Annotated in this window: 16 protein-coding genes and 1 tRNA gene; 6 read left to right on the forward strand and 11 right to left on the reverse strand. The window is 70.7% G+C overall.

What is annotated here, in order from left to right; translation table 11 throughout:
• Nucleotides 1–81: 81 nt before the first annotated feature.
• Entirely contained in the window at nucleotides 82–1,464 is a 1,383-nt protein-coding gene (locus tag FB470_RS17015; protein ID WP_306992720.1) for an alkaline phosphatase PhoX, read from the forward strand.
• Between the two features lie 80 nt (nucleotides 1,465–1,544).
• Complete coding sequence (locus FB470_RS17020) at nucleotides 1,545–2,339, forward strand: aminotransferase class IV family protein (protein ID WP_306992722.1); 795 nt, start codon at nucleotides 1,545–1,547, stop codon at nucleotides 2,337–2,339.
• Nucleotides 2,340–2,427: 88 nt separating this feature from the next.
• Here the strand turns inward: FB470_RS17020 and FB470_RS17025 are convergent.
• Nucleotides 2,428–2,501: transfer RNA gene (locus tag FB470_RS17025), tRNA-Leu, on the reverse strand.
• A gap of 98 nt (nucleotides 2,502–2,599) precedes the next feature.
• Between FB470_RS17025 and FB470_RS17030 the strand changes: the two genes are divergently transcribed.
• Nucleotides 2,600–2,821, forward strand: coding sequence for a DUF3618 domain-containing protein (locus FB470_RS17030; RefSeq protein WP_306992723.1), 222 nt, complete (start codon nucleotides 2,600–2,602; stop codon nucleotides 2,819–2,821).
• A gap of 5 nt (nucleotides 2,822–2,826) precedes the next feature.
• On the opposite strand, the gene FB470_RS17035 is transcribed toward FB470_RS17030, so the two are convergent.
• Together FB470_RS17035 and FB470_RS17040 are read right to left on the reverse strand one after the other, a co-directional pair.
• A complete protein-coding gene (locus FB470_RS17035) occupies nucleotides 2,827–3,309 on the reverse strand; it encodes a hypothetical protein (RefSeq protein WP_306992725.1) in 483 nt (160 codons plus the stop codon).
• A 231-nt stretch (nucleotides 3,310–3,540) separates the two neighbouring features.
• On the reverse strand, nucleotides 3,541–4,146 hold the full coding sequence (locus FB470_RS17040; RefSeq protein WP_370876478.1) for a TetR/AcrR family transcriptional regulator: 606 nt from the start codon (nucleotides 4,144–4,146) through the stop codon (nucleotides 3,541–3,543).
• An 82-nt stretch (nucleotides 4,147–4,228) separates the two neighbouring features.
• Here FB470_RS17040 and FB470_RS17045 point away from each other — a divergent pair, with 82 nt between their 5' ends.
• Nucleotides 4,229–5,704: a flavin-containing monooxygenase gene (locus FB470_RS17045; RefSeq protein ID WP_306992727.1), complete on the forward strand. Its 1,476-nt coding sequence runs from the start codon at nucleotides 4,229–4,231 to the stop codon at nucleotides 5,702–5,704.
• A gap of 571 nt (nucleotides 5,705–6,275) precedes the next feature.
• Here FB470_RS17045 and FB470_RS17050 read toward each other — a convergent pair.
• The 5 genes from FB470_RS17050 to FB470_RS17070 form a co-directional block, all read right to left on the reverse strand.
• Nucleotides 6,276–6,749 (reverse strand): helix-turn-helix domain-containing protein, encoded by a 474-nt coding sequence (locus tag FB470_RS17050; RefSeq protein ID WP_306992728.1) that lies wholly within the window; start codon nucleotides 6,747–6,749, stop codon nucleotides 6,276–6,278.
• A gap of 189 nt (nucleotides 6,750–6,938) precedes the next feature.
• Complete coding sequence (locus FB470_RS17055) at nucleotides 6,939–8,675, reverse strand: LCP family protein (RefSeq protein WP_306992729.1); 1,737 nt, start codon at nucleotides 8,673–8,675, stop codon at nucleotides 6,939–6,941.
• A gap of 85 nt (nucleotides 8,676–8,760) precedes the next feature.
• Nucleotides 8,761–10,923, reverse strand: a complete 2,163-nt coding sequence (locus tag FB470_RS17060) for a phospholipase A2 (RefSeq protein WP_306992731.1) — start codon at nucleotides 10,921–10,923, stop codon at nucleotides 8,761–8,763.
• Nucleotides 10,924–12,486: 1,563 nt separating this feature from the next.
• Nucleotides 12,487–13,761, reverse strand: coding sequence for a GGDEF domain-containing protein (locus tag FB470_RS17065; RefSeq protein WP_370876674.1), 1,275 nt, complete (start codon nucleotides 13,759–13,761; stop codon nucleotides 12,487–12,489).
• Nucleotides 13,762–14,327: 566 nt separating this feature from the next.
• Nucleotides 14,328–15,521, reverse strand: coding sequence for an MFS transporter (locus FB470_RS17070; RefSeq protein WP_306992733.1), 1,194 nt, complete (start codon nucleotides 15,519–15,521; stop codon nucleotides 14,328–14,330).
• Nucleotides 15,522–15,956: 435 nt separating this feature from the next.
• Here FB470_RS17070 and FB470_RS17075 point away from each other — a divergent pair, with 435 nt between their 5' ends.
• Nucleotides 15,957–16,850, forward strand: coding sequence for an SDR family NAD(P)-dependent oxidoreductase (locus tag FB470_RS17075; protein WP_306992735.1), 894 nt, complete (start codon nucleotides 15,957–15,959; stop codon nucleotides 16,848–16,850).
• 3 nt (nucleotides 16,851–16,853) lie between these two features.
• Here the strand turns inward: FB470_RS17075 and FB470_RS17080 are convergent, their stop codons facing one another.
• Complete coding sequence (locus FB470_RS17080; RefSeq protein ID WP_306999317.1) at nucleotides 16,854–18,641, reverse strand: AMP-dependent synthetase/ligase; 1,788 nt, start codon at nucleotides 18,639–18,641, stop codon at nucleotides 16,854–16,856.
• A gap of 132 nt (nucleotides 18,642–18,773) precedes the next feature.
• Here FB470_RS17080 and kynU point away from each other — a divergent pair, with 132 nt between their 5' ends.
• On the forward strand, nucleotides 18,774–19,940 hold the full coding sequence (gene kynU / locus FB470_RS17085) for a kynureninase (RefSeq protein ID WP_306992737.1): 1,167 nt from the start codon (nucleotides 18,774–18,776) through the stop codon (nucleotides 19,938–19,940).
• A 974-nt stretch (nucleotides 19,941–20,914) separates the two neighbouring features.
• On the opposite strand, the gene FB470_RS17090 is transcribed toward kynU, so the two are convergent.
• Nucleotides 20,915–21,562: a response regulator gene (locus FB470_RS17090; protein WP_306992739.1), complete on the reverse strand. Its 648-nt coding sequence runs from the start codon at nucleotides 21,560–21,562 to the stop codon at nucleotides 20,915–20,917.
• On the reverse strand, nucleotides 21,559–23,061 hold the full coding sequence (locus tag FB470_RS17095; protein ID WP_306992741.1) for a GAF domain-containing sensor histidine kinase: 1,503 nt from the start codon (nucleotides 23,059–23,061) through the stop codon (nucleotides 21,559–21,561). The genes FB470_RS17090 and FB470_RS17095 overlap by 4 nt, the downstream gene beginning before the upstream one ends.
• Between the last annotated feature and the right edge of the window lie 49 nt (nucleotides 23,062–23,110).

The following is a 23,110-nucleotide window of genomic DNA, read 5'->3' on the forward strand; positions in this document are numbered from 1 at the left end:
TGCGCGTTGCCTCCGTGCCCCGTTCGGTACCGAATCGCCGGTTTGGCTTCGGACGCACGGTTCCCACCACAGGAGGTCGTCATGGCTTCACTTTCCCGGCGTGATCTGCTGCGCACCGGCGCGGCGAGCGGTCTGGGCATCGTCGTCGCGGGCAGCGTCGACGCGATCGCGGCTCCGTCCGCCGCCGCCCAGGTCAAGCGCCCCACCGGTTACGGCGCGCTCGTCGACGACCCGGCCGGCCTGCTCGCCCTGCCGAAGGGCTTCCGGTACCAGGTCGTCGCGCAGGCCGGCGTGACGAAGCTGGAGACCGGCGAGCCGACGCCGAGTGACGCCGACGGCACGGCCTGCTTCCGCAACGGGCGCGGCTTCGTCCTGGTCAACAACCACGAGATCGGCGGCGGCGAGGAATTCCGGGTGCCCGCGCTGCCCGGCCTCACCTACGACCCGGGCGCGGGCGGCGGCACCACGAACATCGTCGTCGACCGCGACGGCAACCGGCAGATCGAGTACGTCAGCCTGGCCGGCACCCACAACAACTGCGCCGGCGGCGTCACGCCCTGGGGCACGTGGCTGACCTGTGAGGAGACCGAGCAGCGGGCCGGCGGCGTCTACCAGAAGGACCACGGCTACGTGTTCGAAGTGGACGCGTTCGACCGCGACGCCAACCTCGAGCCGATCCCGCTGAAGTTCCTCGGCCGCTACTCGCACGAGGCGGTGGCCGTCGACCCGAGGACGAACGAGATCTACCTGACCGAGGACGCGAGCGGCCCGAACGGCCTGTACTTCCGCTGGGTGCCGCCGAAGGGCTTCCGCGGCGGCAAGGGCGCGCTGCGCAAGCTCGCGCTGTCCGAGGGCGGCGACACGGCGGGCACGCTGCAGGCGATGAGCTGCTTCAAGGGCAGCCGGCACATCGACGACCTCTCGGAGGCGACCACCCCGGGCACGAAGTACAAGGTCCGGTGGGTCGACGTGCCCGACCGCGACGCGAAGGCCGTGTCGGTGCGCAAGCAGTTCGCGGCCGGTCAGGTCACCCACAGCCGCAAGCTGGAGGGCGCGTACTGGGGTGACGGTGGCGCCTACTTCGTCGCCAGCTACGCCCGGATCTCCGACGGCAGCGTCAACGAGCACGACGGCCAGGTGTGGTTCTACGACCCGCACGCCGGGACGATCGAGCTGAAGACGATCTACGGCGTCAACCCCGACCCGGAGGCCGACACGAACTACGACGGCCCGGACAACATCACGGTGTCCCCGCACGGCGGCCTGATCCTCGCCGAGGACGGGGAGGGCCTGAGCCACCTGGTCGGCGTGACGGCGGACGGCCAGTCCTACCCGATGGCGCGCAACGAGCTCAACGACAGCGAGTTCACCGGCCCGACGTTCAGCCAGGACGGGCGGATCCTGTTCGCCAACATCCAGACCCCCGGTTACGTCTTCGCGATCACGGGCCCCTGGGGCCACTGACGCGCGTGGCCTCCCCGTCACGTGGGTCGGGGAGGCCACGTTTGGCATTGACACCGGTGTGAAGCTCTACCTTGGCCGGCATGAGCGTCTTCGTCGTGCAACGCAACGGTCGTCCGGCCACGGTGGAGGATCTGGCGCCGCTCGCGTTCGCCGGGTATGCCCACTTCACCGCGATGCAGGTGCGTGATCGCCGGATCCGCGGACTCGACCTCCACCTCGCGCGGCTGCGGACGGCGTCGGCCGGGATGTTCGGCCGGACGCTGCCGGACGAGACGGTGCTGGCCTACCTGAGGGCGGCGCTGGCGGACGGCCCGGCCGACGTGTCCCTCACCGCCACGGTGTACTCGCCGGCGGAGTTCTCGACGGCGGACCTCCCACCCGAGGTGCTGGTCCGCACCGGGCCGCCGGCGTCACCGCCCACCGGGCCGCTGTCCCTCGCGACGGTCGAGTACGAGCGGGTCCTGCCGGAGTTCAAGCACGTCGGCGAGGTGGCGAAGACCTACTACCCGCGCCAGGCCGCCACGAAGGGCTTCGACGACGCGGCCTTCGTCGACCGTCATGGCCGTCTCGGCGAGGCGTCCATCTGGAACCTGGCGTTCTGGGACGGCTCCGCCGTGGTGTGGCCGGAAGCCCCGATGCTGGGCGGCGTCACGATGGCCGTGGTGCGCCGCCGGCTCGACCGGCTCGGCGTCGCGCAGCGGTCGCGCGTGATCACCGCGGCCGACCTGCCGTCCCTGACCGGTGCGGTGGTGATGAACTCGTGGACGCCGGGCGTGCCGGTCGACCGGATCGACGACGTGGAGTTCGCCACGCCGTGGTCCTTTGTGGAGATCCTGCACCGGGCCCACGAGTCGGAACCGCTCGTCGCGCCGTGACGGCATCCGCTACGGCCGCACCGGACACGCTCATCGACCGCCGCGACCGCGCGTGACTCGCCGCCCCAAGGGGAGCGGCGCGGTGAAGTGCGCCCGGAGAGACTCGAACTCTCACTGGCATGGACCTAAACCATGTGCCTCTGCCAATTGGGCTACGGGCGCGCGGTTCAAGCCTAGCGCCGGGCCTCCTTCGGCGTGGCCGGTGCCGCCCGCCGGGAGCGGTGATCTACGGTTGTGCCCTGCGAAGGTGAGGAGGACCTGTGGCTCGCGACCCGGACACCATCGAGCGGGAGATCGTGAAGGCCCGCGAAGCGCTCGCGTCGACGCTGGATCAGCTCGGCGAGAAGGCCAGCCCCAAGAGGCTGGCCGACAACGCCAAGACGACCGTGCGCGCCAAGCTCGACGACCCCAAGGTCAAGTTTCCGCTGATCGGGGTCGGCGTGCTCGTGGCCGCACTGCTGGTGCGCAAGCTCTTCCGCTGACAGCCTCAGGCTCGTGCGGCCGGCGTGCTCGCGCCCGCGGTCACCGTCACCGACGTGACGGCCGACGGTGTGGGTGACGCCGGCTTCGCGGCCGTCAGCGCGTCCCCGATGTTCGCGGTCAGCTTCGCCTTCGGCTTGTTGTCCGGCTTCGGCGCCGGCTGCTCTGGCACAGCAGCCGGTTCCTTCGCCGCGACCTCGGACTTCTCCGCCGGTTTCGCCGGCTCCGGCACCTCGACCGGTGCGGGTTCCGGCCTGGTCAACCGCGCCGTCATGTAGGCCGCGGTGAACTCCAGCGCGCTCCCGTTGAGCAGGTGGACGACGGTGGCCCCCCGCGCCTCCGCCCCCAGCTCCTCCACGAACTGGTCGACCCGGTCGCGTGCCGCGATGATGCCGGGTGCGCGTGCCGTCAGGCTCCGCCCCTGCGCGGTCACGGTGACCGCCCAGTCGTCGTCCTCCGGCACGTAGATGGCCGTGATCGGTACCGCCATGAGTCTCACACCCCTGCTGCTCTCGGCTGCATACTCCGCAATGAGGGAGCAATCCGAAGCCTCTTCATGACGCCGATCGCGTTCATCCGATCGGGCGTGCTTCGGCGGCCACTTGCCTAACGCTCTGTCAACACCTATGCCTACATCAACAGAACTCTGTGTGACAAGCAATGGGCCGAAATGTGCTGTGCGTGACGACCGGATGGAGCAGCGGCCTGGGGAAACGCCCGGTCACGGAGCGCGAAGGGCGAGCCCGGACCAGAGGACCTCCATCGCCAGCGTGGTCGCCATGTCGGGGGTCACCTCTTCGTGCTGCTCGCACCAGATCGCGAGCCGCTCACACGCGCCCACGACGAGTTCGGCGGTGGCCTCGAGCAGGACGTGGCCGGCCTGGTCGTCGAAGTACTGCGCCATGAGCTTCGCGATGAGGTCGGTCTGCTGGCGCCGGGTGTCCTCCAGCGCCTCGGACGCCGACGTGCCGATGAGGGCCAGTTCGTGGCGCAACAGCGACCACCCTTGCCGCCGCTCGCGCGCGAACACGAAGAACGCCCGCAGCCCGCTCCGCAGCGCCTCCCGCGCGTCCGTCTGGCCCGCCACCGCCCGCTCGGTGACCTCGCGCAGCTCGGCGCGGGCGTGCGCGACGGTCGCGAGCAGCAACCCCTCCTTGGAGTTGAAGTACTCGTACAGCATCGGCTTCGACACGCCGACCCGCTCCGCGATCTCGTCCATCGACGCCGCGGCGAAACCGCGTTCGGCGAACACCGCCTCGGCGACCTCGAGCATCTGCTGTTCGCGCTGAGCTCGCGGCATGCGCTTGCGGCGGGTCGGGCCGGTCATGAAACTGACTCTACCGGAGGTAACCTACTCCGAGTAAGATGGACTCGTGGTAACACCTATTGCTCGGCGTGGAGGAAGGTACATGGCAGAGCACACTCGAACGGGCGTGATCATCGTCGGCACCGGGTTCTCCGGCCTGGGCATGGCGATCCAGCTGCGCAAGGAGGGCCGCGAGGACTTCGTGATCCTGGAGAAGGCCGACGACGTCGGCGGCACCTGGCGCGACAACACCTACCCGGGCTGCGCGTGCGACATCCAGTCGCACATGTACTCGTTCTCCTTCGAGCAGAACCCGAACTGGACCCGCTCGTTCTCGCCGCAGCCGGAGATCTGGGACTACCTGCGTGGCGTCGCCCGCAAGTACGACCTCTACTCCCGGACCCGGTTCGGCCAGGAGATGACCGGCGCCCGCTGGGACCCGGACGAGCACCACTGGCACGTCACCACCAAGAGCGGCGACACGTTCACCGCCCGGTTCCTGGTCAACGGCGTCGGTGCGCTGCACCTGCCGCAGATCCCCGATCTCAAGGGCATCGAGCGGTTCCGCGGGAAGACGTTCCACTCGGCGCAGTGGGACCACGACTACGACCTGCGCGGCAAGCGCGTCGCGGTCGTCGGAACCGGCGCCAGCGCGATCCAGTTCATCCCGGCCATCGCGCCCGAGGTCGAGCGGTTGCACGTCTTCCAGCGCACGCCGGCCTGGGTGATGCCGAAGCCGGACCACGCGATGCCGGACTGGGCCAAGGCGCTGTTCGCGAAGATCCCCGGCACGCAGCGCGCCTACCGCAACCTCCTGTACTGGATGCTGGAGGCTCGCGCGATCGGCTTCAACGGCCACCAGGGGCTGATGAAGGTCGCGCAGAAGCTCGCGAAGTCCAACATCGACAAGCACGTCGACGACCCGGCGCTGCGCGCGAAACTGACGCCCGACTACGTCATGGGCTGCAAGCGCGTGCTGATCTCCAACGACTACTACCCGGCGTTGAACCGGGACAACGTCGACGTCATCACCGACGGCGTCGCCGAGGTCACCGAGACCGGGGTCATCGACACCGCGGGCGTGGAACACGAGGTCGACGCGATCATCTTCGGCACCGGCTTCCACGTCACCGACGCCTTCGACAACCTCGACATCATCGGCCTGGAGGGCCGCAAGCTCAACAAGGAGTGGGCCGCCGAGGGCATGCGGACCCACCTGGGCATCACGGTCAACGGCTTCCCGAACATGTTCTTCCTGCTCGGGCCGAACACCGGGCTGGGGCACAACTCGGTCGTGTTCATGATCGAGTCCCAGATCCGCTACGTCGCCGAGGCGATCCGGCTGGTCGAACGGACCGGTGCGGGCGCGCTGGAGCCGCGCGCGGACGTGCAGGAACGCTTCAACGCCGAGATCCAGCGGAAGCTGGAGAAGGGCGTGTGGACGCAGGGTGGCTGCAAGAGCTGGTACCTCGACGCGAAGGGCGTGAACCGGACGATCTGGCCCGGCTTCACCTGGCGGTACTGGCTGAACACGCGCAAGCTGCGGCCGTCCGACTTCGAGCTGGTCGGCACTCGCTGAGGCCGCTTCCCGGGGAAAGGCGGCGCCGGTGCGGGCGGGGTGGGACGACGTCGCGCCGGGCCGTGCCCTACCGGCACTGCGGCGACGTCCGGCCGGGCGGCGCCGCGGCGCCGTGTCGTCCTCACCCCGGGGTTGAGCAACCGGATCAGCCGGTCGCACATTGCTTGCCCCGGGTGTGACTAGGTGCCTTGGTCCAGGTGATCAGGGCACGCGGGACGACCGCTGGTCGGTAGGCGATGGCGAACTTGTCGTGACCAGTAGCCGGCGCCCGTCAGTGTTTGGGCAGGGCGAACCGTCGTTGGACGATGGTGCGGCCTCGGTGGTCCGCCGCGTCGAAGGCAGGCGGTCGACCGCGGCGTTGGCGGTGCCTGGCCTGGTCAGCTGGCTCGGGGATCACCGCGGGGGTGCTGCGGGCGCGCCGGTGTCCCCGGGTCGCTGGTGATGAGTAGGCCTTGCCGCCGCGGACCCGGTCAGGTCCGACAACCAGCCGAAACTTTTGCCGGACACGCTAGGCCATGTGCGCGACTACCGCCTCCGGTCCGCATCGCGACCGCCCCGACCCGATACGACCTCAGTCGTCCTCCACGCCGGAGATCGCGTGCAGGCGCTCCAGCAGGTCGGGGACCGTCAGACCGCACAGTTGGGCCATCCAGCTCAGCGCCGCGCGGTCCAGGCGCACCTCGCGGGGCGCGGCCGGCTGCCGCAGGCGGTCTTCGGCCCACCGGCGCAGCGGCATCAGTTCGACCCGGTCGTCGGCGACGATGCGGGGCAGGTCGAGCCGGACCTTGCCGGGCTCGTCGGCGAACACGCGGCGGTGCACGCGGGCGAGCAGGTCCTGCGGTAGTTCGTCCATCGCCAGGCACAGCTCCACGAGCCGCACCACGGAGCACTGCCGCGTCCCCAGTTCGTAGGTCGCCAGCGTCTGCAGCGAGATGTCGCTCTGCAGGTGCTGGTTCAGTTCCTTGCGCGTCCAGCCCCGTCGCCGGCGCAGCTTGCGCAGTTCCTCCCCCAGAACTCGCTGGTAGAGGTCATTGTCGATGCGCACTCCTCGTCCCCTGCCCTGACCCTGTGTCGCGCCGCACCCCTGCTCCGGCACGTCCGGTCGAACTCCAGCGGTGTTCACGGGTATGTAAGTCGCTGAGTGGGGGTTCCTTACGCGACTTCGACAGAACCGTGCCGGATGACCGGGGTTATTACGCCGATCGGGCTAACCCGGCTGGGCTGGCCGGGCTGGTCAGTTGACGCAGGTGATGCCGTTGGCGGTGATCGGCTCGTCGCTGCCGGGGGGCGGGGCCTGCGTGGTGGTCGGGGCCGCGGCGGCCTGCTGGACGACCCGCGACGGCGTGGCGCCGTAGTCGCTGCCGACGAGCACGACGACGTGCCCGGAGGTCACCGTCGGGTCGGCCTCGACGGTCGCGCCGGAGCCCAGCGCGTCGGCGACCTGCTGTGCCGCGGCCTGGCCGCCGGCCGGGTAGCGGACGACGGTGGCCTTCCGCGACGTCGTGTTCGACGTCTCACCGCCGGTGAAGCCCTTGCTCGTCAGGCTCTGCAGGACGGTCGAGGCGAGGCCTTCGCGCCCGGTTCCGTTGCGGACGTCCACGGTGGTCGCCGATTTGGCGGGGCCGGCGTCGGCTTGCTGCGCGGCCTGCGCCGGCGCGGACGTGCTCTGCACGAACTGGCGGATCTGGTTCGGGTCGACCTGGATCGCCTGGCCGTCCTCCGGCGTGCTGTAGTCCATGTTGACCACTGGGATCGTGTGGAACTCGAGCTGGCCGCCGGTGAGGCCCTTGAGCTGCTGGGCGAAGGCCAGGATGTCCCAGCCCTGGTTGAGCACGACGGACTTCTTGATCGCGTCGGTCAGGCTGCTGAGCTTGCCGGGGTCGGCGAGGGTGCCGGCGGAGAGCACCTTGCGCGCCATGCCGGCCATGAACACCTGCTGGCGGACGACCCGGTCCAGGTCGCCGCGCGGCAGGCCGTGCCGCTGGCGGACGAACTCCAGCGCCTCGACGCCGGAGATGGTGTGCTGGCCCTTGGTGAACTTGGCGCCCGAGTACGGGTCGTTGACGTCGTCCTTGAGGCACACGTCGACGCCGCCGATGGCCTTGGTGATCTCGGAGAAGCCGAGCAGGTTGACCGACGCGTAGTTGTCGATGTTCGAGCCGGTCAGCTTCTCGACGGTCTGGATGAGGGTCTTGGCACCGGCCTGGTTGCTCTGCACCTCGATGGTCTTGGCGTCGGTTTCGCCCTCGTCCTGCAGTTTCTTGCGCTCGGCCGCCTTCGCCCTCGCGTACGCCGAGTTGATCTTGTGCTGGCCGAAGCCCGGGATGCTGACGTAGGAGTCGCGCGGGAGCGAGATCGCGACGGCTTTGCTGCCGTCGTTGGGGATGTGGACCATGATCAGCGTGTCGGTGTTCTCCTCACCGTCCGCGACACCGGCGCGGAGCTGGGCGAGGAGGTCTTCCGGCAGCGGGTTGCCCTGCGCGTCGGTGCGGCTGTCCATGCCGACCAGCAGGATGTCGCGGGCGCCGTCGGCAGGCTGGTTGGCGTCGATCACGTCGGTGGTGGTGAGCCCGTTGACCAGGCCCTGCATGGCGGCCCACGAGTAGCCGGTGAGGCTCATGACCAGCAGCGAGACCAGGCCGACGGCGATCTTCGCGCCGCGGTGGTTCCGGTGCGGCTTGCGCGGTGGCGGCGGGCGGCGACGGGCCTGGGGCGGCGGCCGGCGTTCGCGGGACGCGGGCGGACGGCCTGCCGAGGTGCGGTTGCCGGGGGTGCGAGCGGCGGCGGTCCGGCCGGCCGCGCGATCCGCGGGGGTGCGGCCCGCGGCGGTCCGGTCACCGGGTATGCGACGGGGGGCGGCGCGGTCGGCCGGTGCGCGGCGCACGGGGCCTTCGTGGCGAGCGTCGACCTGGCGCGGCTGCCGGGGCCGTGCGGGCCGGCCGCTCCCACGTTCGTACCGCGGGTCGTCCACGCCAGGCGCTCCTTTCGCCACCGTCGTTCACCTACTTGGCCGTAGCGTCGCACACGACCAGTGCGAAGTGGTTCACAACACTCGCTTACGTGTTCTGCACCACCGCCTTGGCGGATCCGAGTGTGCTGGCCACTGCCGCGAGCGCGATCAGGGCGGTCACGCCGTGCACCGCGACCGTGACCGGATGGGCCGCCGTCAGCAGCGCCGGAACGCAGGCCACCCCGGTCACGATCCAGGTGCTGCGTGCTCCGCTGAGCCCTGTCCGCACCGTGTGCAGGAGGAATACCCCGATCAGCAGCTGGATAAGGTTCTGGATCGGATCGATCGGCAGGCCGATGATGGTGCCCTTGTCGCCGCCGAACCGCGTCAGCGCGAACCCGAACAGCCCGACGGCCGCGAACCCGGTGCCCAGCACGGTGGCGGCGTGGGCGAGCCAGCCGCCGGAGCTCGGGTGCACGGCGACCGGGACGGCGGTGTCGCGCGGGTGGCGTTCGAACCACCAGAACACCATCAGCGCCGGGACCGCGAGCAGGGCCAGGGCGAACCAGGTGCGCGGGCCGGCGAGCCAGGTGAAGATCGCGGACGGGTGGTCGGGCAGGTAGACCAGGGCGACGACGAGCAGCATCGCGGCGAGGAAGCCCAGGTAGAGGCTCATCGGGGCGCGCATCGCGAGGCGGGCCACCCCGGCGAAACGGGTGGTGAGGCGGGCCAGCGGCTTCGCGGCGAGCCCCAGCAGGCCGATCTGCGCGGCGCCGAGCAGGAGCACCGGCAGGACGGGCGCGGACAGCGCGGGTGGCGCGCCCGGGGCGCCGAGCAGGTCGCGGCTGACTCCGCCGAGGGTGGTGAGCAGGACGAGCCCGGTGATGCCCGCCGCCGTGACCGCGGCCAGGAGCAGGCGGTGGGACGTGCTGATGCGCCTGAAGGCGACCTGCTGGGCGAGCAGGGCCAGGCCGAACGCGGCGAGGTAACGCGGGATCGATGAGCCCAGGATGTGGGCGGCCAGTTCGGCCAGGAGCACGAACGCGCACAGGCCGAGCGCGGACGCCGCGGCGGCGCGCCGGTGCAGGGCGAGCATGAGCGGCGTGGCGACCACCGTGAGCAGGTAGATGCCCAGCAGCCACAGCGGGTGCAGCGCGATGCGCATCATCGCCGCGTTGGTGCCCTCCGGGATGCCCAGCAGTTCGAGCGCGAGGGGGACGACCAGCACCACGACGACGAAGATCAGGGCCGGGCGCAGGAGCCAGCTCGCGCGGTGGGCGAGGTACTGGCGGTACCCGCCGCCGCTGTCCCTGGTCGCGCGCCAGCCCGCGGCGTTGGCCCGGCCACCGGCGAAGAAGAAGACCGGGGCGAGCTGGGCCACCCAGGTGAACGGCCACAGCCACTCGGCGCTCGCGCCGGCCCACCGGGCCAGCGCGATGGCCGATTCGCCCAGGATGAGCAGGACAAGGCTGGCGGCCCCGAGCGTGACCCACGGGGACAGCGGCGCGGGCTCGACGGGCGCGCGTTCCGGCGTCGGTGACGCGATGCGGGCGTGCCGGTGCTGGAGCCAGCCGCGGAGGCGGAAGATCAGGAGGCACCCGATCACGGCGACACCCGCGAGGAGCGGGCCGATCGGGTCGCCGACCGGTGGCCCCCACCGCTGGTGCCAGGAGTTCACGACGAGACCGGCGGAGTAGAGGTTCGCCATGACGCGGCACGTGCGCGGCGAGTCCATCGGGTTGATGTCGCACGTCGCGTGCATGTCGGTGGACAGCCGCTGGTCGAGGGCCTCGCGGATCTCCGGGCCGAGCGGGTGCCCGACGGCGGCCGCGTAGCGGAGGAGGTCGTAGCCGAGGTCGTGGGCCTTGCAGGGGACGCCGAAGTCCCATTTCGTGTTGTCGTCGCCCCAGGGGGTCGAGCAGCCGCCGTCGGTGTGGACGGCGCGCACCGTGCCGTCCCGCGCCTGCTGCCGCCCGGGGACGACGCCGGTGACCCGGGTGAAGTCGGCGGGCAGGAGCGCGAGGGCGGTCGGTTCCGGGCCCGGGTGGACAAGCGCCTCGATCGCCCGCTGGGCCGCGAGGGCGCCACCGGTCGGCGGGCCCTGGTCCGGCGGCGTGGCGGGCCGCGAGGCGACGAACCCGAAGGCGACGACGGCCAGCGACAGGAGGAGCAGCCAGGCGGACGTGGCCAGGCGGCGGCGCACCCGCGGCGGCGTCGGTGAGTCCGGCACGGGCGGCGGGTGTTCGGTGAGGGTCGCTGGACTGATCATCGTCTCCCAGAGTGGCAGGGGAGCGGCCTCGGCGGCCACCAGGGAATTCCCTGATCGTGGTTTCTCGGCGGCGACACTCTAGTGGGTGAGGGGGTCGCGGTTGCCGGGTTGGGGTTGGGGGTGGGGAGGAAGTGGCTGGTCAGGGGCGTGGTGGGCGCGGGTGGGTTGGTGGGGTGGCCCGGTGGCGGGTGTGTGAGTGGGCCGGCGGTGGTTGGTGAGTGGCCCGGTGGTGGTTGGTGAGTGGCCCGGTGGTGGGTTCGCGGGTGGTCGGCTGACGCGTACCGGGTGCGAGTGGGTCAGTGCTGGGCGTGGGTGGACCGGGGCCGTAAGTCGAGCTTTCGTGCCCCGTGGGTGCGCTCCTCGTGAGGACACGCGTGGGCCCTTGGTGGGCACACCGGCGGCCCGGTCGTGCAGGTGCGAATCGACCCGCGGGGGTTGGTACGAGCGGAACCTGGCTGGCCTCTGCGGGCGTGCCTGGCGCGGGGCCCGAGCGGAGCGTGGTTCCGGTTCGCGTGGCCCCTGCGTGGGGAGCGTGGCGCCGGCTCGGGTCGGTGGTGCGTGGGTCCGCGCGACTGGACCGCTCGTGGTCGACGATGGCAATCGTGGTGGGCGGTGGCCGGCGCTCGGCGGTGGTCCAACGGCACGCACTTGATCGGGCAGGTCGTGTGCGTGCGAAGTAAAGGGTGGGTGAGTGGGACGCGCGTGAATGTGCGAAAGGACCAGTGGACGCCATTCCGAGGCGAGTGAAGCTCGTCGTAACCGCACGAAGGGGCTTCGTCATAACCGCACGAAGGGGCTTGTCGTGACCGTGCGAAGGGCCATCTGGTAATCGGGCCGCGGGTATCTCGTGGCCGCGCGATGCGGCTTCTCGTAACCGCGATCGTGGGCATCTCGAAACTGCATCGGAGGGCATCTCGTGGCGCACGAAGGGATATCTCGTAACTGCGCCGGATGCCACCTCGGGGACTCGCGAAGGGGGATCTCGTGACCGCGGCGGTCGGCATCTCGGGACCGCACTGATGGGCGTCTGGCGGCCGCGGCGGTGGGCGTCTGGGGACTGCACTGGTGGGCGTCTGGCGGCCGCGGCGGTGGGCGTCTGGGGACTGCACTGGTGGGCATCTGGCGGCCGCGGCGGTGGGCGTCTGGGGACTGCACTGGTGGGCATCTGGCGGCCGCGGCGGTGGGCGTCTGGGGACTGCACTGGTGGGCATCTGGCGGCCGCGGCGGTGGGCGTCTGGGGACTGCACCGGTGGGCATCTGGCGGCCACGGCGGTGGGCGTCCGGGGACCGCACCAGTGGGCATCTGGGGGCGGCGCCGGTGGGCGTCTTGGGGATTGCGGCGGTGGGCATCTGGGGACCGCCCCAGTGGGCATCTCATGACCGTGCCGGTGGGATCTCCAGACCGCACCGATGGGCATGGCATCTCGTGGCCGCACGAGTGGGCACCTCAAACAGCCCGAAGTGGGCATCTCGGAACCGCACGAAGTGGCACCTCGAAACCGCGCCCTGGCCACCTCGCGACCGCCCACACGGACCACACACCCGCCCGACACGAGCCCGGCATCAGTGGCTGATGTGTTTTACCTCACGCACCGGCGGTGGAGTCTCCCGGCCGGAGCGGGCGATCCGCACCTGGTTGCGACCGCCCTCCTTCGCCTCGTAGACGGCCGCGTCGGCGGCTTGCATCAGCACCGGCAGGGTGTCCCCGTGGTCGGGGTACACCGCCACGCCGATCGACGCCGTCCGTTCGGACACCAGCGTCTGGTCGCCGCGCTTGTTGGTCGTCACGATGCGCAACCCGGCCACCGCCGAGCGGATTCGCTCTCCTGCGACCGTCGCGGCCGCCTGATCGGTGTCCGGCAGCAGCACGAGGAACTCCTCGCCCCCGAAGCGGCCCACCACATCGCTCGGGCGCGTCACCTCGTCCAGCAGCTGCGCCAGGTTCCGCAGCACATCGTCGCCCGCCGGATGGCCGAACGTGTCGTTGATCCACTTGAAGTGGTCCAGGTCGATCATCAGGATCGCCAGCGGATCGGCGGCCTTGGTCGCCCGGGTCAGCGCCCGCTCGGCCGACTCCGTCCACCCGCGCATGTTCGCGACCTGCGTCTTCGGGTCGGTACGCACGTCGGCCTGCAGCTGCTCGATCTCGGCGAGGCGGTTGAACACCACCGTCACCACAGCCATGATCGCGACGGCCGGCGGCATGATCACCAGCAGGATCGCCGTCACCGCACCGAGGCCGATCGTGATCGCCTCGAGCACGTTGTCCGCCGGGCTGCCCAGCACGCTCCGCGCGTTCGCGTTCTCCGGCGCGGACAACGCGATGACCGTCCCGATGTAGAGGATCTGCACCACCTCGTACACCAGCCCGGCCACCAGCATCCAGCCGAACTCCACCAGCGACGCGCCCAGGCCCAGCGAACCCCAGTCGTGCGGGCCGAGCGCCACGAACACCTGGTGGGCGAGCGTTGCGGCCAGCATGTGGGCCACCGTCGAGTACACGAAGTTGTGCGCGGGCCGCCGCGCGACGAACCAGCGCTGGGCCCGCACCAGGCCCACGACGAAGATCGTCAACGGCACCGGAAGAATAATCGCGGCCGGCACGATCCAGACCGCGGTCAGGTCGATCAGGACCCGGCCGCCCGCATTTCGCCTCCGTTCCTCCTGCCGGCGGGTGAGTTGAATGTGCGCCGTCGCACCGGCGGTGAGAATCGCGAACCGCAGCCAATCGAGACCGCTCGGCGCGCTCGCGTTCACGAATGCGACGACGAGCCACGCGAGCGCAATCAGCTCGGAGACGAGCAGGAATGCGATGAATCGTTTCGGCCGGCGCCACAATGTCCAATTGCGCGGCGACATGGCGCGGCGCGTACCCGACGCATCACGCTTTGTGTTCACCTCGGCCCTCTCGGGCGCGGCCTGGTGGGGTACGGAATTTCGCTCCTCGATGGACTCAACGCCCTCCCTGCGGCCCGGATCGCCGTGGAGTGTAGGCGATCGCCGACGCGTGTGCGGCAGAGGCACCGCCTCACCTTCCCTCGACATCGCGTACCGCCGCCGGGTAACTTTGCTGTGCCCGGAACGACGCCGGGTACTTTCCATCAACAGGTATCATCTCACCGCACGCGAAGCGCTGCGTACCTCCGCCACGAGCGGTAGTCCCGGCGTGCCGCGTACGGACCACAGGCACCGAATGGAGGTGTTCCTCGTGTCTGACCGCGACTTCTGATACTCCTGCCTGAATCGGGTTCGTTTTCCTTGCCGTGGGAGAGGTGTTCGCCGTGCGCGACCGTGACTTCTGAGCGTCCGAGATTCGTGTTTGTTTCCGTCCCAAAAACGGGAGGTGAATGGTTGTGCGCGACCGTGACTTCTGATCTTCTGAATGCCGCGACGGCCGCCGGCCGTCAGTCCGAGCCGGCCGCATCGCTGCCCGACCCCAGCACTCGTCCCCACGACACCGCGAGGGGCACGCCGAGGACCACCCCGGCCGCGCCCGCGATCATGATGGCGGTGGTCGCCGCGCCCGACCATTGCGCGACCACGCCGCCGATCGCCACGCCGACACCCTGCGCGACCCGCAGGCCGGTGCGGTACAGCCCGCCCGCCCCGCCACGAAGCTCGTTGGGCACCCACGTGATGAACGTGGCGCCGACGGTGACGATGTACGCGCCCGCCGCCCCGGCGAGCGCGAGGACGACCAGGGCCAGGACGAGGTCCGGCCGCAGCCCGAACGCGAGCAGCAGCGCCGTCGGGACGACCGCGAGCACGCCGACGGACCGCCGGCGGGCCGGGGCCGAGACGTAGCGGGACAGCAGGAACACGCCGAGGGCGAACCCCAGCGGGTCCGCTGCCAGCAGCCACCCCACGGCCTGATCGGGTGCCCCGATCTCCCGCGCCAGCGGGGCGGCCAGCCCCGCGGGGACCATCGCGAGGCCGACCAGCCAGGACAGGCCGAGCAGCACGCGCAGGCGGCGCTGCCGGGCGGCCCATGAGATCGCGCCGAACCACGAGCCGTCGCCGTCGCCCGCGGCCGGCCGCGCACGCACCCAGTGGTGCAGTGCGAGCGCGCTGATCGCGAACGTCAGCGCGTCCAGGGCCAGTGCCAGCGACGGGCCCGCGGCCGTGACGATGACGCCGCCCAGCGCCAGACCGAGCAGCATCGTGGTGTTGGTGGTGATGCCGCGGATGTCCTGGCTGCGCAGGTACAGCTCGTCGTCGGTGAAGATCTCCCTGGTCAGGGCGTTCTGCGCGGCGTTGGCCGGCGCACCGGCCAGCCGGGCGAGCATGACCAGGACGCACAGCCCGACCACCGGCATGCCCGGCAGGGCCATCACGCCGATGAAGAGCGCCTGCAGCAGGGCCGTCGCGACGAGGATCGTGCGGCGCGGGTAGCGGTCGGCCAGCTGGGCCAGACCCAGCCCGCCGGCCAGCGCCGGCAGGAAGGTGAGCCCGTAGGCGACGGCGGACCACAGCGCCGAGCCGGTGCGGTGGTAGACGGTGAGAGCCAGCGCCACCGTGGTGAGCTGGTCGCCGAGCACCGACTGGGCCTCGGCCAGCCACACGGTGCGGAACTCGCGGTTCGCGAGCGCCGCACGCATGGATGGGCGAGTCGTGGTCTTCACACCTCTCCCCACTTCCCCCTCGTCGGGTGGCCGCCTGCGCTCACTGACTCTGTCGCTGGACACCCGGTTCCTGTGACGGCGGTCACCGATGTGACACATTCCGCGACGTTCAGTATGACGCTCACTACACGCAGGCGAACAGTCACAGCGCGACGGTATCGCTTTATTGGGCCCGTACGGTCGTAGACCTTCTTACTTTCGGATTACGACGAACGGTGGAAAGTTTCTCCTTCCGTGATCGGCGGTGGGGTCAGCCCGGCCGATCAGACGTCACTCGTTCAGCGCAGTGAGCGGACCGTTCGTCGGCGGGCGGTCACCACGGGCGCCGCGAGCGCGAACACTGGACTCACAGGCCGGGAGACAGCCGAGGACGGGCTGGAGCTCGGGGACCGGCCGGTGGGGAGTGGAAGCATGAGCAGGTTGATGGAGGACCGGGCGGTCGTGGTGACCGGTGCCGGCCGGGGTCTGGGGGAGGCGTTCGCCGTGCACCTCGCGCAGGCCGGCGCGGCGGTCGTGGTCAACGACATCGATGCTGACCTGGCCGAACGCACCGCAGCGAACATCCGGCAGCACGGCGGGCGGGCGGTGGCCAGCGGGCACACCGTCACCGATCCGGCGCAGGCCCAGGCGATGGTCGACCTGTGCGTGTCCGAATTCGGCGCCATCGACGGGCTGGTGAACAACGCCGGGCTGAACTACGAGGCCCTGCCCTGGGAGGAGGACGTCGACGAGGTGCGCCAACTCGTCGAGGTCAACGTCCTGGGCGTGATGTACACCGGGATCGCCGCCGTGAAGGCCATGGTCGCCCGGGGCCGTGGCGGGTCGATCGTCAACATCTCTTCCGGCGCCTCGCTCGGCCAGCGCAAGCTCGGCGTGTACGCGGCGAGCAAAGGCGCTGTGGCGTCGCTCACCTACTCGTGGGCACTCGATTTGGAAGATTCGGGCATCCGGGTGAACGCTGTCTGCCCACTGGCCCACACCCGGATGGTCTGGACGTCGGAGCGGTCGCTGCGCAACTGTCCCCCTGATCGGACGCCGTCGCGGATCGCCCCCGTCGTGCTGTTCCTGCTCAGCGACGACGCCGAGGGCATCACAGGCCAGCTCGTCCGGTGCAACGGCCCGCAGCTGCACATCGTCGGCCAGCCGTACCTGAAGGCGCCGATCCTCGAGCGGCAGACGTGGGACACCGAGACCGTGCGGGAGGCGTTCGACGAGGTGTTCAGCGCCCACCTCGAGCCCTACGGCCTGGAGAAGCGTGTTCCACCGCGCCTGCGCAAGTGGACCACGCCCCTCCGGTCGGCCTGACGCTCACTGGTCGGCGGTGTAGAGCGCGGCGATGTCCGCCGCGTAGCGGTCGTTGATGATCCGGCGCTTGAGCTTGAGCGTCGGGGTGACCTCGCCGCTCTCCGGCGTCCACGCCTTGGGCAGGACCTGGTACTTCTTGATCTGCTCGACGCGGGCCAGGCGAGCGTTGGCCGACTCGACCGCGCGCTGGACCTCCGCGCGGACCGCCGGGTGCTCGGCGAGCACGACCGGGTCGGTGCCCTCGATGCCCTGCTGGGCCGCCCAGCCCGGCAGGAACTCGTCGTCGAGCACGATCAGCGCGGTGACGTAGGGCTTGTCGTTGCCGATCGCCACCGCCTGCCCGATCAGCGGGTGCTCCTTGAGCAGGCCCTCGATGCGGGTCGGCGCGATGTTCTTGCCGCCCGAGGTGATGATCAGTTCCTTCTTGCGGTCGGTGATCGTGACGAAGCCGTCGTCGTCGATCGTGCCGATGTCGCCGGTGTGGAACCAGCCGTCCTCGTCGAGCGCGGAGGCGATCGAGCCGTCCTCCTGCAGGTAGCCCATGAACACCAGCGGGCCGCGGACCAGCAGCTCACCGTCGGCGTCGACCTTGATCTCGGTGTCGGCCAGCGCCCGTCCGACGGTGCCGGCGCGGAAGGCCTTCGCCGAGTTCGACGTGACCGCGCCGGAGGTCTCCGACAGACCCCACACCTCGTGGATCTCCACGCCCAGCCCGGCAAGGAAGTACAGGACCTCGACCGGGAGCGCGGCCGCGCCGCTGGAGCAGAAGTGCAGCTTGTCGAAGCCGAGCAGCGCGCGCACCGGCGCGAGCACCGTCCGGTCGGCCTCGGCGATCTTCTCGGCCAGGTCCGGCGGCACCACCTCGCCCGCGTTGCGCAGCTTGTAGCCCTGCTGCAGCAGGTCGCTGGCCGCCAGCAGCGCGTTGCGCCGGTCCTCGGGCAGGCCGGGCAGCATCGCCTTGAGCCCGGCGGCGATCTTCTCCCACACGCGCGGCACGCCGAAGAAGCCCTGCGGGTGGACGCGGCCGAGCGCGCCGGCGATCTGCGTCGGGTCGGCGAGCGTGTGGACGTGCCCGGCGTAGACGATCGGCATGTAGATCGAGATCTCGCGCTCGGCGATGTGCGCGAGCGGCAGGTAGGCGATGTTCTCCAGGTGCTTGGGGGACTCGTGCAGCGAGTGCACGGCGTAGGCCTCGAAGATCACGTTGTGGTGGGACAGCACCACGCCCTTCGGGTCGCCCGTCGTGCCCGAGGTGTAGATCATCGCGATCGGGTCCTCGGGGCGGAGGTCCGCCCAGCCGTCCTCGAACACCCGCGGGTCGGCGGCGTGGAGTTCGGCGCCGCGGGTGCGCAGGTCGTCGAGGCTGACGAACCGCTCGTCCCCGGCGGGCACCGCGCCCGCGTCGATCATCACGATCCGGCGCAGCGCGGGCAGTTCGTGCAGGACCTGCTGCCACCGCTTGAGCTCGTCCATGCCCTGCAGTACGACGACCGGCGCCGCGCTGTGCCGCGCCACGTAGGAGATCTGGTCCGGGCTGAGCGTGGCGTACGCCGTGCAGGAGATCGCGCCGAGGTGGGTGGCGGCGAGGTCGGTGATGAGGTGGTCGGGCGAGCTCGGCGCCATGATCAGCATCCGCTCGCCGCGGCGTAGCCCCAGGTCGGCCAGGCCCCGCGAAACCGCGGCGATCTCGTCGCGGAACGCGGACCAGGTGAGCGTCGGGCGGTCCGGGTCGTCCAGCGACGTGAGCGCGGGCAGGTCGCCGTACTCCGCCGCGTTGCGACGGAGGAGCATGGGGATCGTCAAGCCCTCGGCCTGCTCAGCGACGGACGGTTGGCTGGTCAACTGCGACCTCCTCGTGATCAGCTGGCGGAGACACCACTCTATGTGACTGCCGACACAGGGTGATAGAGAGAAAGGGACACGATGTCACTGCGCGACGAAGCGGCGGAGCTGGACGCGCTGGACCCGCTCGCCGGGAAGCGCGCCGAGTTCGACCTCGACCCGGAACTGTCCTATCTGGACGGGAATTCACTGGGCGCGCCGCCGCGCGGGGTGGCGACGCGGATGGCCGCGGTGGTGTCCGAGCAGTGGGGCCGGCGGCTGATCCGGTCGTGGGACGAGGGCTGGTGGGACGCGCCGGAGCGGATCGGCGACCGGATCGCGCCGTTGGCCGGGGCCGGGCCGGGGCAGGTGGTGGTCGGCGACTCGACGACGGTGAACCTGTTCAAGGCGGTGGTCGCGGCGGCGCGGCTGAACCCGGGCCGGCCGGAGATCCTGCTCGACGCCGGCACGTTCCCCACGGACGGCTACATCGCCGAGAGCGCGGCGCGGCTGACCGGGCACACGGTGCGGCGGGTGCCGGTGGCGGAGATGGCTTCCGCGGCCGGTTCGCGGACGGCGCTGGCGCTGGTCAACCACGTCGACTACGTGACCGGGGCGCTGCACGACCTGCCCGGGATCACGGCCGCGCTGCACTCCGCCGGGGCGCTCGCGGTGTGGGACCTGTGCCATTCGGTGGGGGCGGTGCCGGTGCGGCTTGATGCGGCGGGGGTCGACCTCGCCGTCGGGTGCACGTACAAGTTCCTGAACGGAGGACCCGGTTCGCCGGCTTTCCTTTACGTGGCGCGGAAGTGGCTGCCGTCGTTCGACCAGCCGCTGACCGGGTGGGCCGGGCACGCCGATCCGTTCGGGATGACGCCGGAGTACTCGGGGCGGACGGGGATCAGCCGTGGCCGGACCGGCACGCCGGACATCCTGTCGATGCTGGCGCTGGACGCCGCGCTCGACGTGTGGGGCGACGTGACGATCGAACAGGTGCGCGCGAAGGGCCTGGCGCTGGGGGACTTCTTCCTGAAGTGCGTGGACGCGTTGGTGCCCGGTGCGCGAGTGGTCACGCCGCGCGATCACGGGCGGGGCAACCAGATCTCGCTGGCCTGGCCCGACGCGAAAACAGCGATGGCGACGTTGATCGAGCGGGGCGTCATCGGGGACTTCCGGCCGCCCGAGGTGCTGCGGTTCGGGTTGGCTGCGCTGTACGTGCGGTACGGGGATGTGCTTCGGGCGGTGGAGGAGCTGCGGGCGTTGCGGTGAGGTTGGGGTTCGGTGGTGTGGGTTGGGTGGTGCGGTTTGCGGCGGTTTTTTGGCCGTCGGTCGAGTGGGCCTGTCGTGCTGGGGTGAGTGGGCCTGTCGTGGTGGGGTGAGCGGGCGTGGCGAGGGGCGGTGAACGGGCCTGGCGAGGGGCGGTGAACGGTCCGTTCATGTGTTGGTGAGTGGGTGTTTGGTGGGGTGATGAACGGTCCGTTCATGGCTTGGGAGCGCTCGCAGCAGCTCGAGTGGACCGTTCGTGACGGGGTGGGCGGACCGCTCGCGGGGCGATGAGCGGACCCTTCGCGGGGGGGGGGGGGGGCGATGAGTGGCCCCTTCACGGGGGACCGTTCGTGATGAGTTGAGCGGACCGTTCATGGGGCGATGAGCGGACCGTTCGGGAGGGGACGCAAGGGCGCATTCGTGGGTGGCGACATGGTCGGTTGTGGGGACGAATGGGCTGGTTCGTGGGGTTGCGAAAGGGCCGGTTCCTGGGTTGCGGAAGACCGGCTCGCTGGGGGACGAACGGGCCGGCTCGTGGGGTTGCGAAAGGGATACTCGCTGGGGACGAAAGAGTCCGTCCTTGGGGGACGAAAGGACCACTCGCGGGGCAGCGAGCGGGCCGTTGGTGCCGCGGCGAGTGGTTCGCTCGTGAAGCGATGAACGGACCGTTCATCGAAGTGCGGCCGTTGGTGGCGGCATCGGTGGGCCGTTCGTGCGGCGACGAGTGCGCGCCGCGATATGTGGGCCGCGCGCGGGGTGACACGAGGAGATCTTCGTCCCGGTCGGACCCACCGGGTCACGCAACCGCCTCCGTCCACAACGGACAATAGTATGGCCGGAGCAGCGGGAGGGGTGGGAGGCCGCTGCTCCGGCCGGTTATCTCAGCTCGCGGCGACCGGCGCGGCCGAGAATCTTCTGTTGTGACCCCTTCACCTTCGTCGAGTGCGGACTTTCCCAACAGGGTCCAATGGCCCTGTTTACCGAGCGGAAGTGTCACGCCGCCGCGTCGCGTACACCGCGGCCTCCGTGCGCCGCTCGAAACCCAGCTTGTGCAGCACCGCCGAAACGTAGTTCTTCACCGTCTTCTCGGCCAGGTGCAGGTGCTGGGCGATCTGCCGGTTGGTCAGCCCGTCCGCCACCAGGTCCAGCACCCGCCGCTCCTGCGGGCTGAGCTGGTCGTATCCCGGATCGTTCGGCCCGCCGCCACGCAACCGGGTCAGCACCGTCGCCGTGAGTTCCGGGTCCAGCAGCGAAGCGCCGGCCGCGATCCGGCGCACCGAGCCGATCAGGTCGATGCCGGACACCTGTTTCAGCAGGTACCCGGCCGCACCCGCCATGATCGCGCCGAACAGGGCCTCGTCGTCGGAATAGGACGTCAGCATCAGGCACGCGGGCGCGGGCTGGACCGACGACCGGATCTCCCGGCACACGCTGATCCCCTCCCCGTCGGGCAGGCGCACGTCGAGGATCGCCACATCCGGCGTCAGCTCGGGAATCCGCCGCAGCGCCTCGGCGACGGTGCCGGCCTCGCCGACCACCCGGACGTCGCCTTCGGACTCCAGCACCGTCTTCAACCCGGTCCGCACCAGTTCGTGGTCGTCGAGCAGGAACACCGAGATCGTCATCGCACCCCTCCGGACCCGTTCAGCTCGGCCGTCCACACGAGCGTGGTGCCGTGATCACCCCGGCGCGACACCGAGCACCGGCCGCTCCAGCGTGCCGCGCGCTCACCCAGGTTCGCCAGCCCGCTGCGCCGCGCGGGTGAGTCCGGGATGCCGACACCGTCGTCGGACACTGTCAACGTCAACGACCGCCCCGACCGGTCCACCGCCACCTCGACGGACACGGCACCGGCGCGGGCGTGCCGGGCCACGTTCGACAAGGCCTCCCGCACGGTCGCCGTGACATCCGACCGCACGGCCGCCGGGACCGCGGTGTCGACCGGCCCGCTGAACGCCAGTCGCGGCGCGAAACCCAGCACCGGCGTGCAGTCCTGCGTCAGCCGCAGCACCTCCGACCGCAGGCTTCCCCCGGTCTCCTCGGCGGTGAGCGAGAAGATGCTGTTGCGGATCTCCCGGATCGTGCGGTCCAGCTCGTGCACGAACCCGCTCAACCGCTCCGCGACCTCAGCCTGCGTGACCAGCGGGCGCAGCCCCTCCAGCCCGAGACCGGTCGCGAACAACCGCTGGATGACCAGGTCGTGCAGGTCACGGGCGATGCGGTCGCGCTCGGTGAACACGGCCAGCCGCTGCCGGTCCTCCTCGGCGCGGGCGAACTCCATCGCGAGGGCGGCGTGCCCGGCGAACGTGCGGGCCAGCTGCACCTCGTCATCGGTGAACGCCACGGAGTCACCGAACCGCGCGACCAGCAGCACGCCCAGCGTCTCGCCACCGACGATCAGCGGCACGGCCACTGCCGAATCGAGCGCCGTCACCTGCTCGGGCACCTCGACGTTGACCTTGGCCTGCTCCTTCGCGGCGTAGGTGCCGTAGTTTCGTACCACCACCGGCTCCCGGCTGCGGAACGCCGCACCGCTGGCCGTGCCCTCGACCGGCACCGTCAGCCCGGTCAGCCCCGGTGGCGCGTCCTCACCCGCCGCGACGACCTCGAACACCAGCGTCGTGGGGTCGTCCTCGCGCGGCATGGCGACCGCGGCCGCGTCACCGCCCGAGACGACCCGCGCGTGCTCGGCGATCAGCTGCAAGGTCCGGTGCGGGTCTTCGCCGGTCAGCAGGGCGGCGGTGACCTCGTGCGAGGCTTCCAGCCAGCGCTGGCGGCTGCGCGTGCGCCCGTACCGGGTGGCGTTGTCGATGGCCATGCCGGCGGCAGCGACCAGCGTGACGACCGCCTGCCGGTCGTCACCGGTGAACCCGCCGTCCTTGCCCGTCAGCCGCAGCTCGCCGAACCGGCCGCCGCGCGCGTGCACCGGCATCGTCAACGACGGCCCGGCCTCCGGGGCGCCGGAGCTGACCGGCGCGGCGTCGCGAACTTCGATGCGCGCGTGACGGGCGCCGGTGAGGTCACGGGCGCCGGCGACGATCTTGGCCAGGATTTCGGGCAGGCTGAGATCAGCCGCAATCCCGACGACGGCTTCGAGAAGTCCGCGCGCGCTCGGTTCGATCACCCCTGCCCTCCGGCACTCCTGCGTAGAGGTCGCGCGGCAGGTCCGGTTC

The sequence above is a fragment of the Amycolatopsis thermophila genome (assembly GCF_030814215.1).
In the GTDB taxonomy this organism is placed as follows: domain Bacteria; phylum Actinomycetota; class Actinomycetes; order Mycobacteriales; family Pseudonocardiaceae; genus Amycolatopsis_E; species Amycolatopsis_E thermophila.

Excerpts from the sequence above, each read along its gene's own strand:
- FB470_RS17020 (WP_306992722.1), top strand. The coding sequence starts at position 1,545 with ATGAGCGTCTTCGTCGTGCAACGCAACGGTCGTCCGGCCACGGTGGAG.
- FB470_RS17090 (WP_306992739.1), bottom strand. The coding sequence starts at position 21,562 with ATGACGATCTCGGTGTTCCTGCTCGACGACCACGAACTGGTGCGGACC.
- FB470_RS17015 (WP_306992720.1), top strand. The coding sequence starts at position 82 with ATGGCTTCACTTTCCCGGCGTGATCTGCTGCGCACCGGCGCGGCGAGC.
- kynU (WP_306992737.1), top strand. The coding sequence starts at position 18,774 with ATGTCACTGCGCGACGAAGCGGCGGAGCTGGACGCGCTGGACCCGCTC.
- FB470_RS17075 (WP_306992735.1), top strand. The coding sequence starts at position 15,957 with ATGAGCAGGTTGATGGAGGACCGGGCGGTCGTGGTGACCGGTGCCGGC.
- FB470_RS17040 (WP_370876478.1), bottom strand. The coding sequence starts at position 4,146 with ATGACCGGCCCGACCCGCCGCAAGCGCATGCCGCGAGCTCAGCGCGAA.
- FB470_RS17035 (WP_306992725.1), bottom strand. The coding sequence starts at position 3,309 with ATGGCGGTACCGATCACGGCCATCTACGTGCCGGAGGACGACGACTGG.
- FB470_RS17060 (WP_306992731.1), bottom strand. The coding sequence starts at position 10,923 with ATGATCAGTCCAGCGACCCTCACCGAACACCCGCCGCCCGTGCCGGAC.
- FB470_RS17045 (WP_306992727.1), top strand. The coding sequence starts at position 4,229 with ATGGCAGAGCACACTCGAACGGGCGTGATCATCGTCGGCACCGGGTTC.
- FB470_RS17080 (WP_306999317.1), bottom strand. The coding sequence starts at position 18,641 with ATGCTCCTCCGTCGCAACGCGGCGGAGTACGGCGACCTGCCCGCGCTC.
- FB470_RS17070 (WP_306992733.1), bottom strand. The coding sequence starts at position 15,521 with ATGCGTGCGGCGCTCGCGAACCGCGAGTTCCGCACCGTGTGGCTGGCC.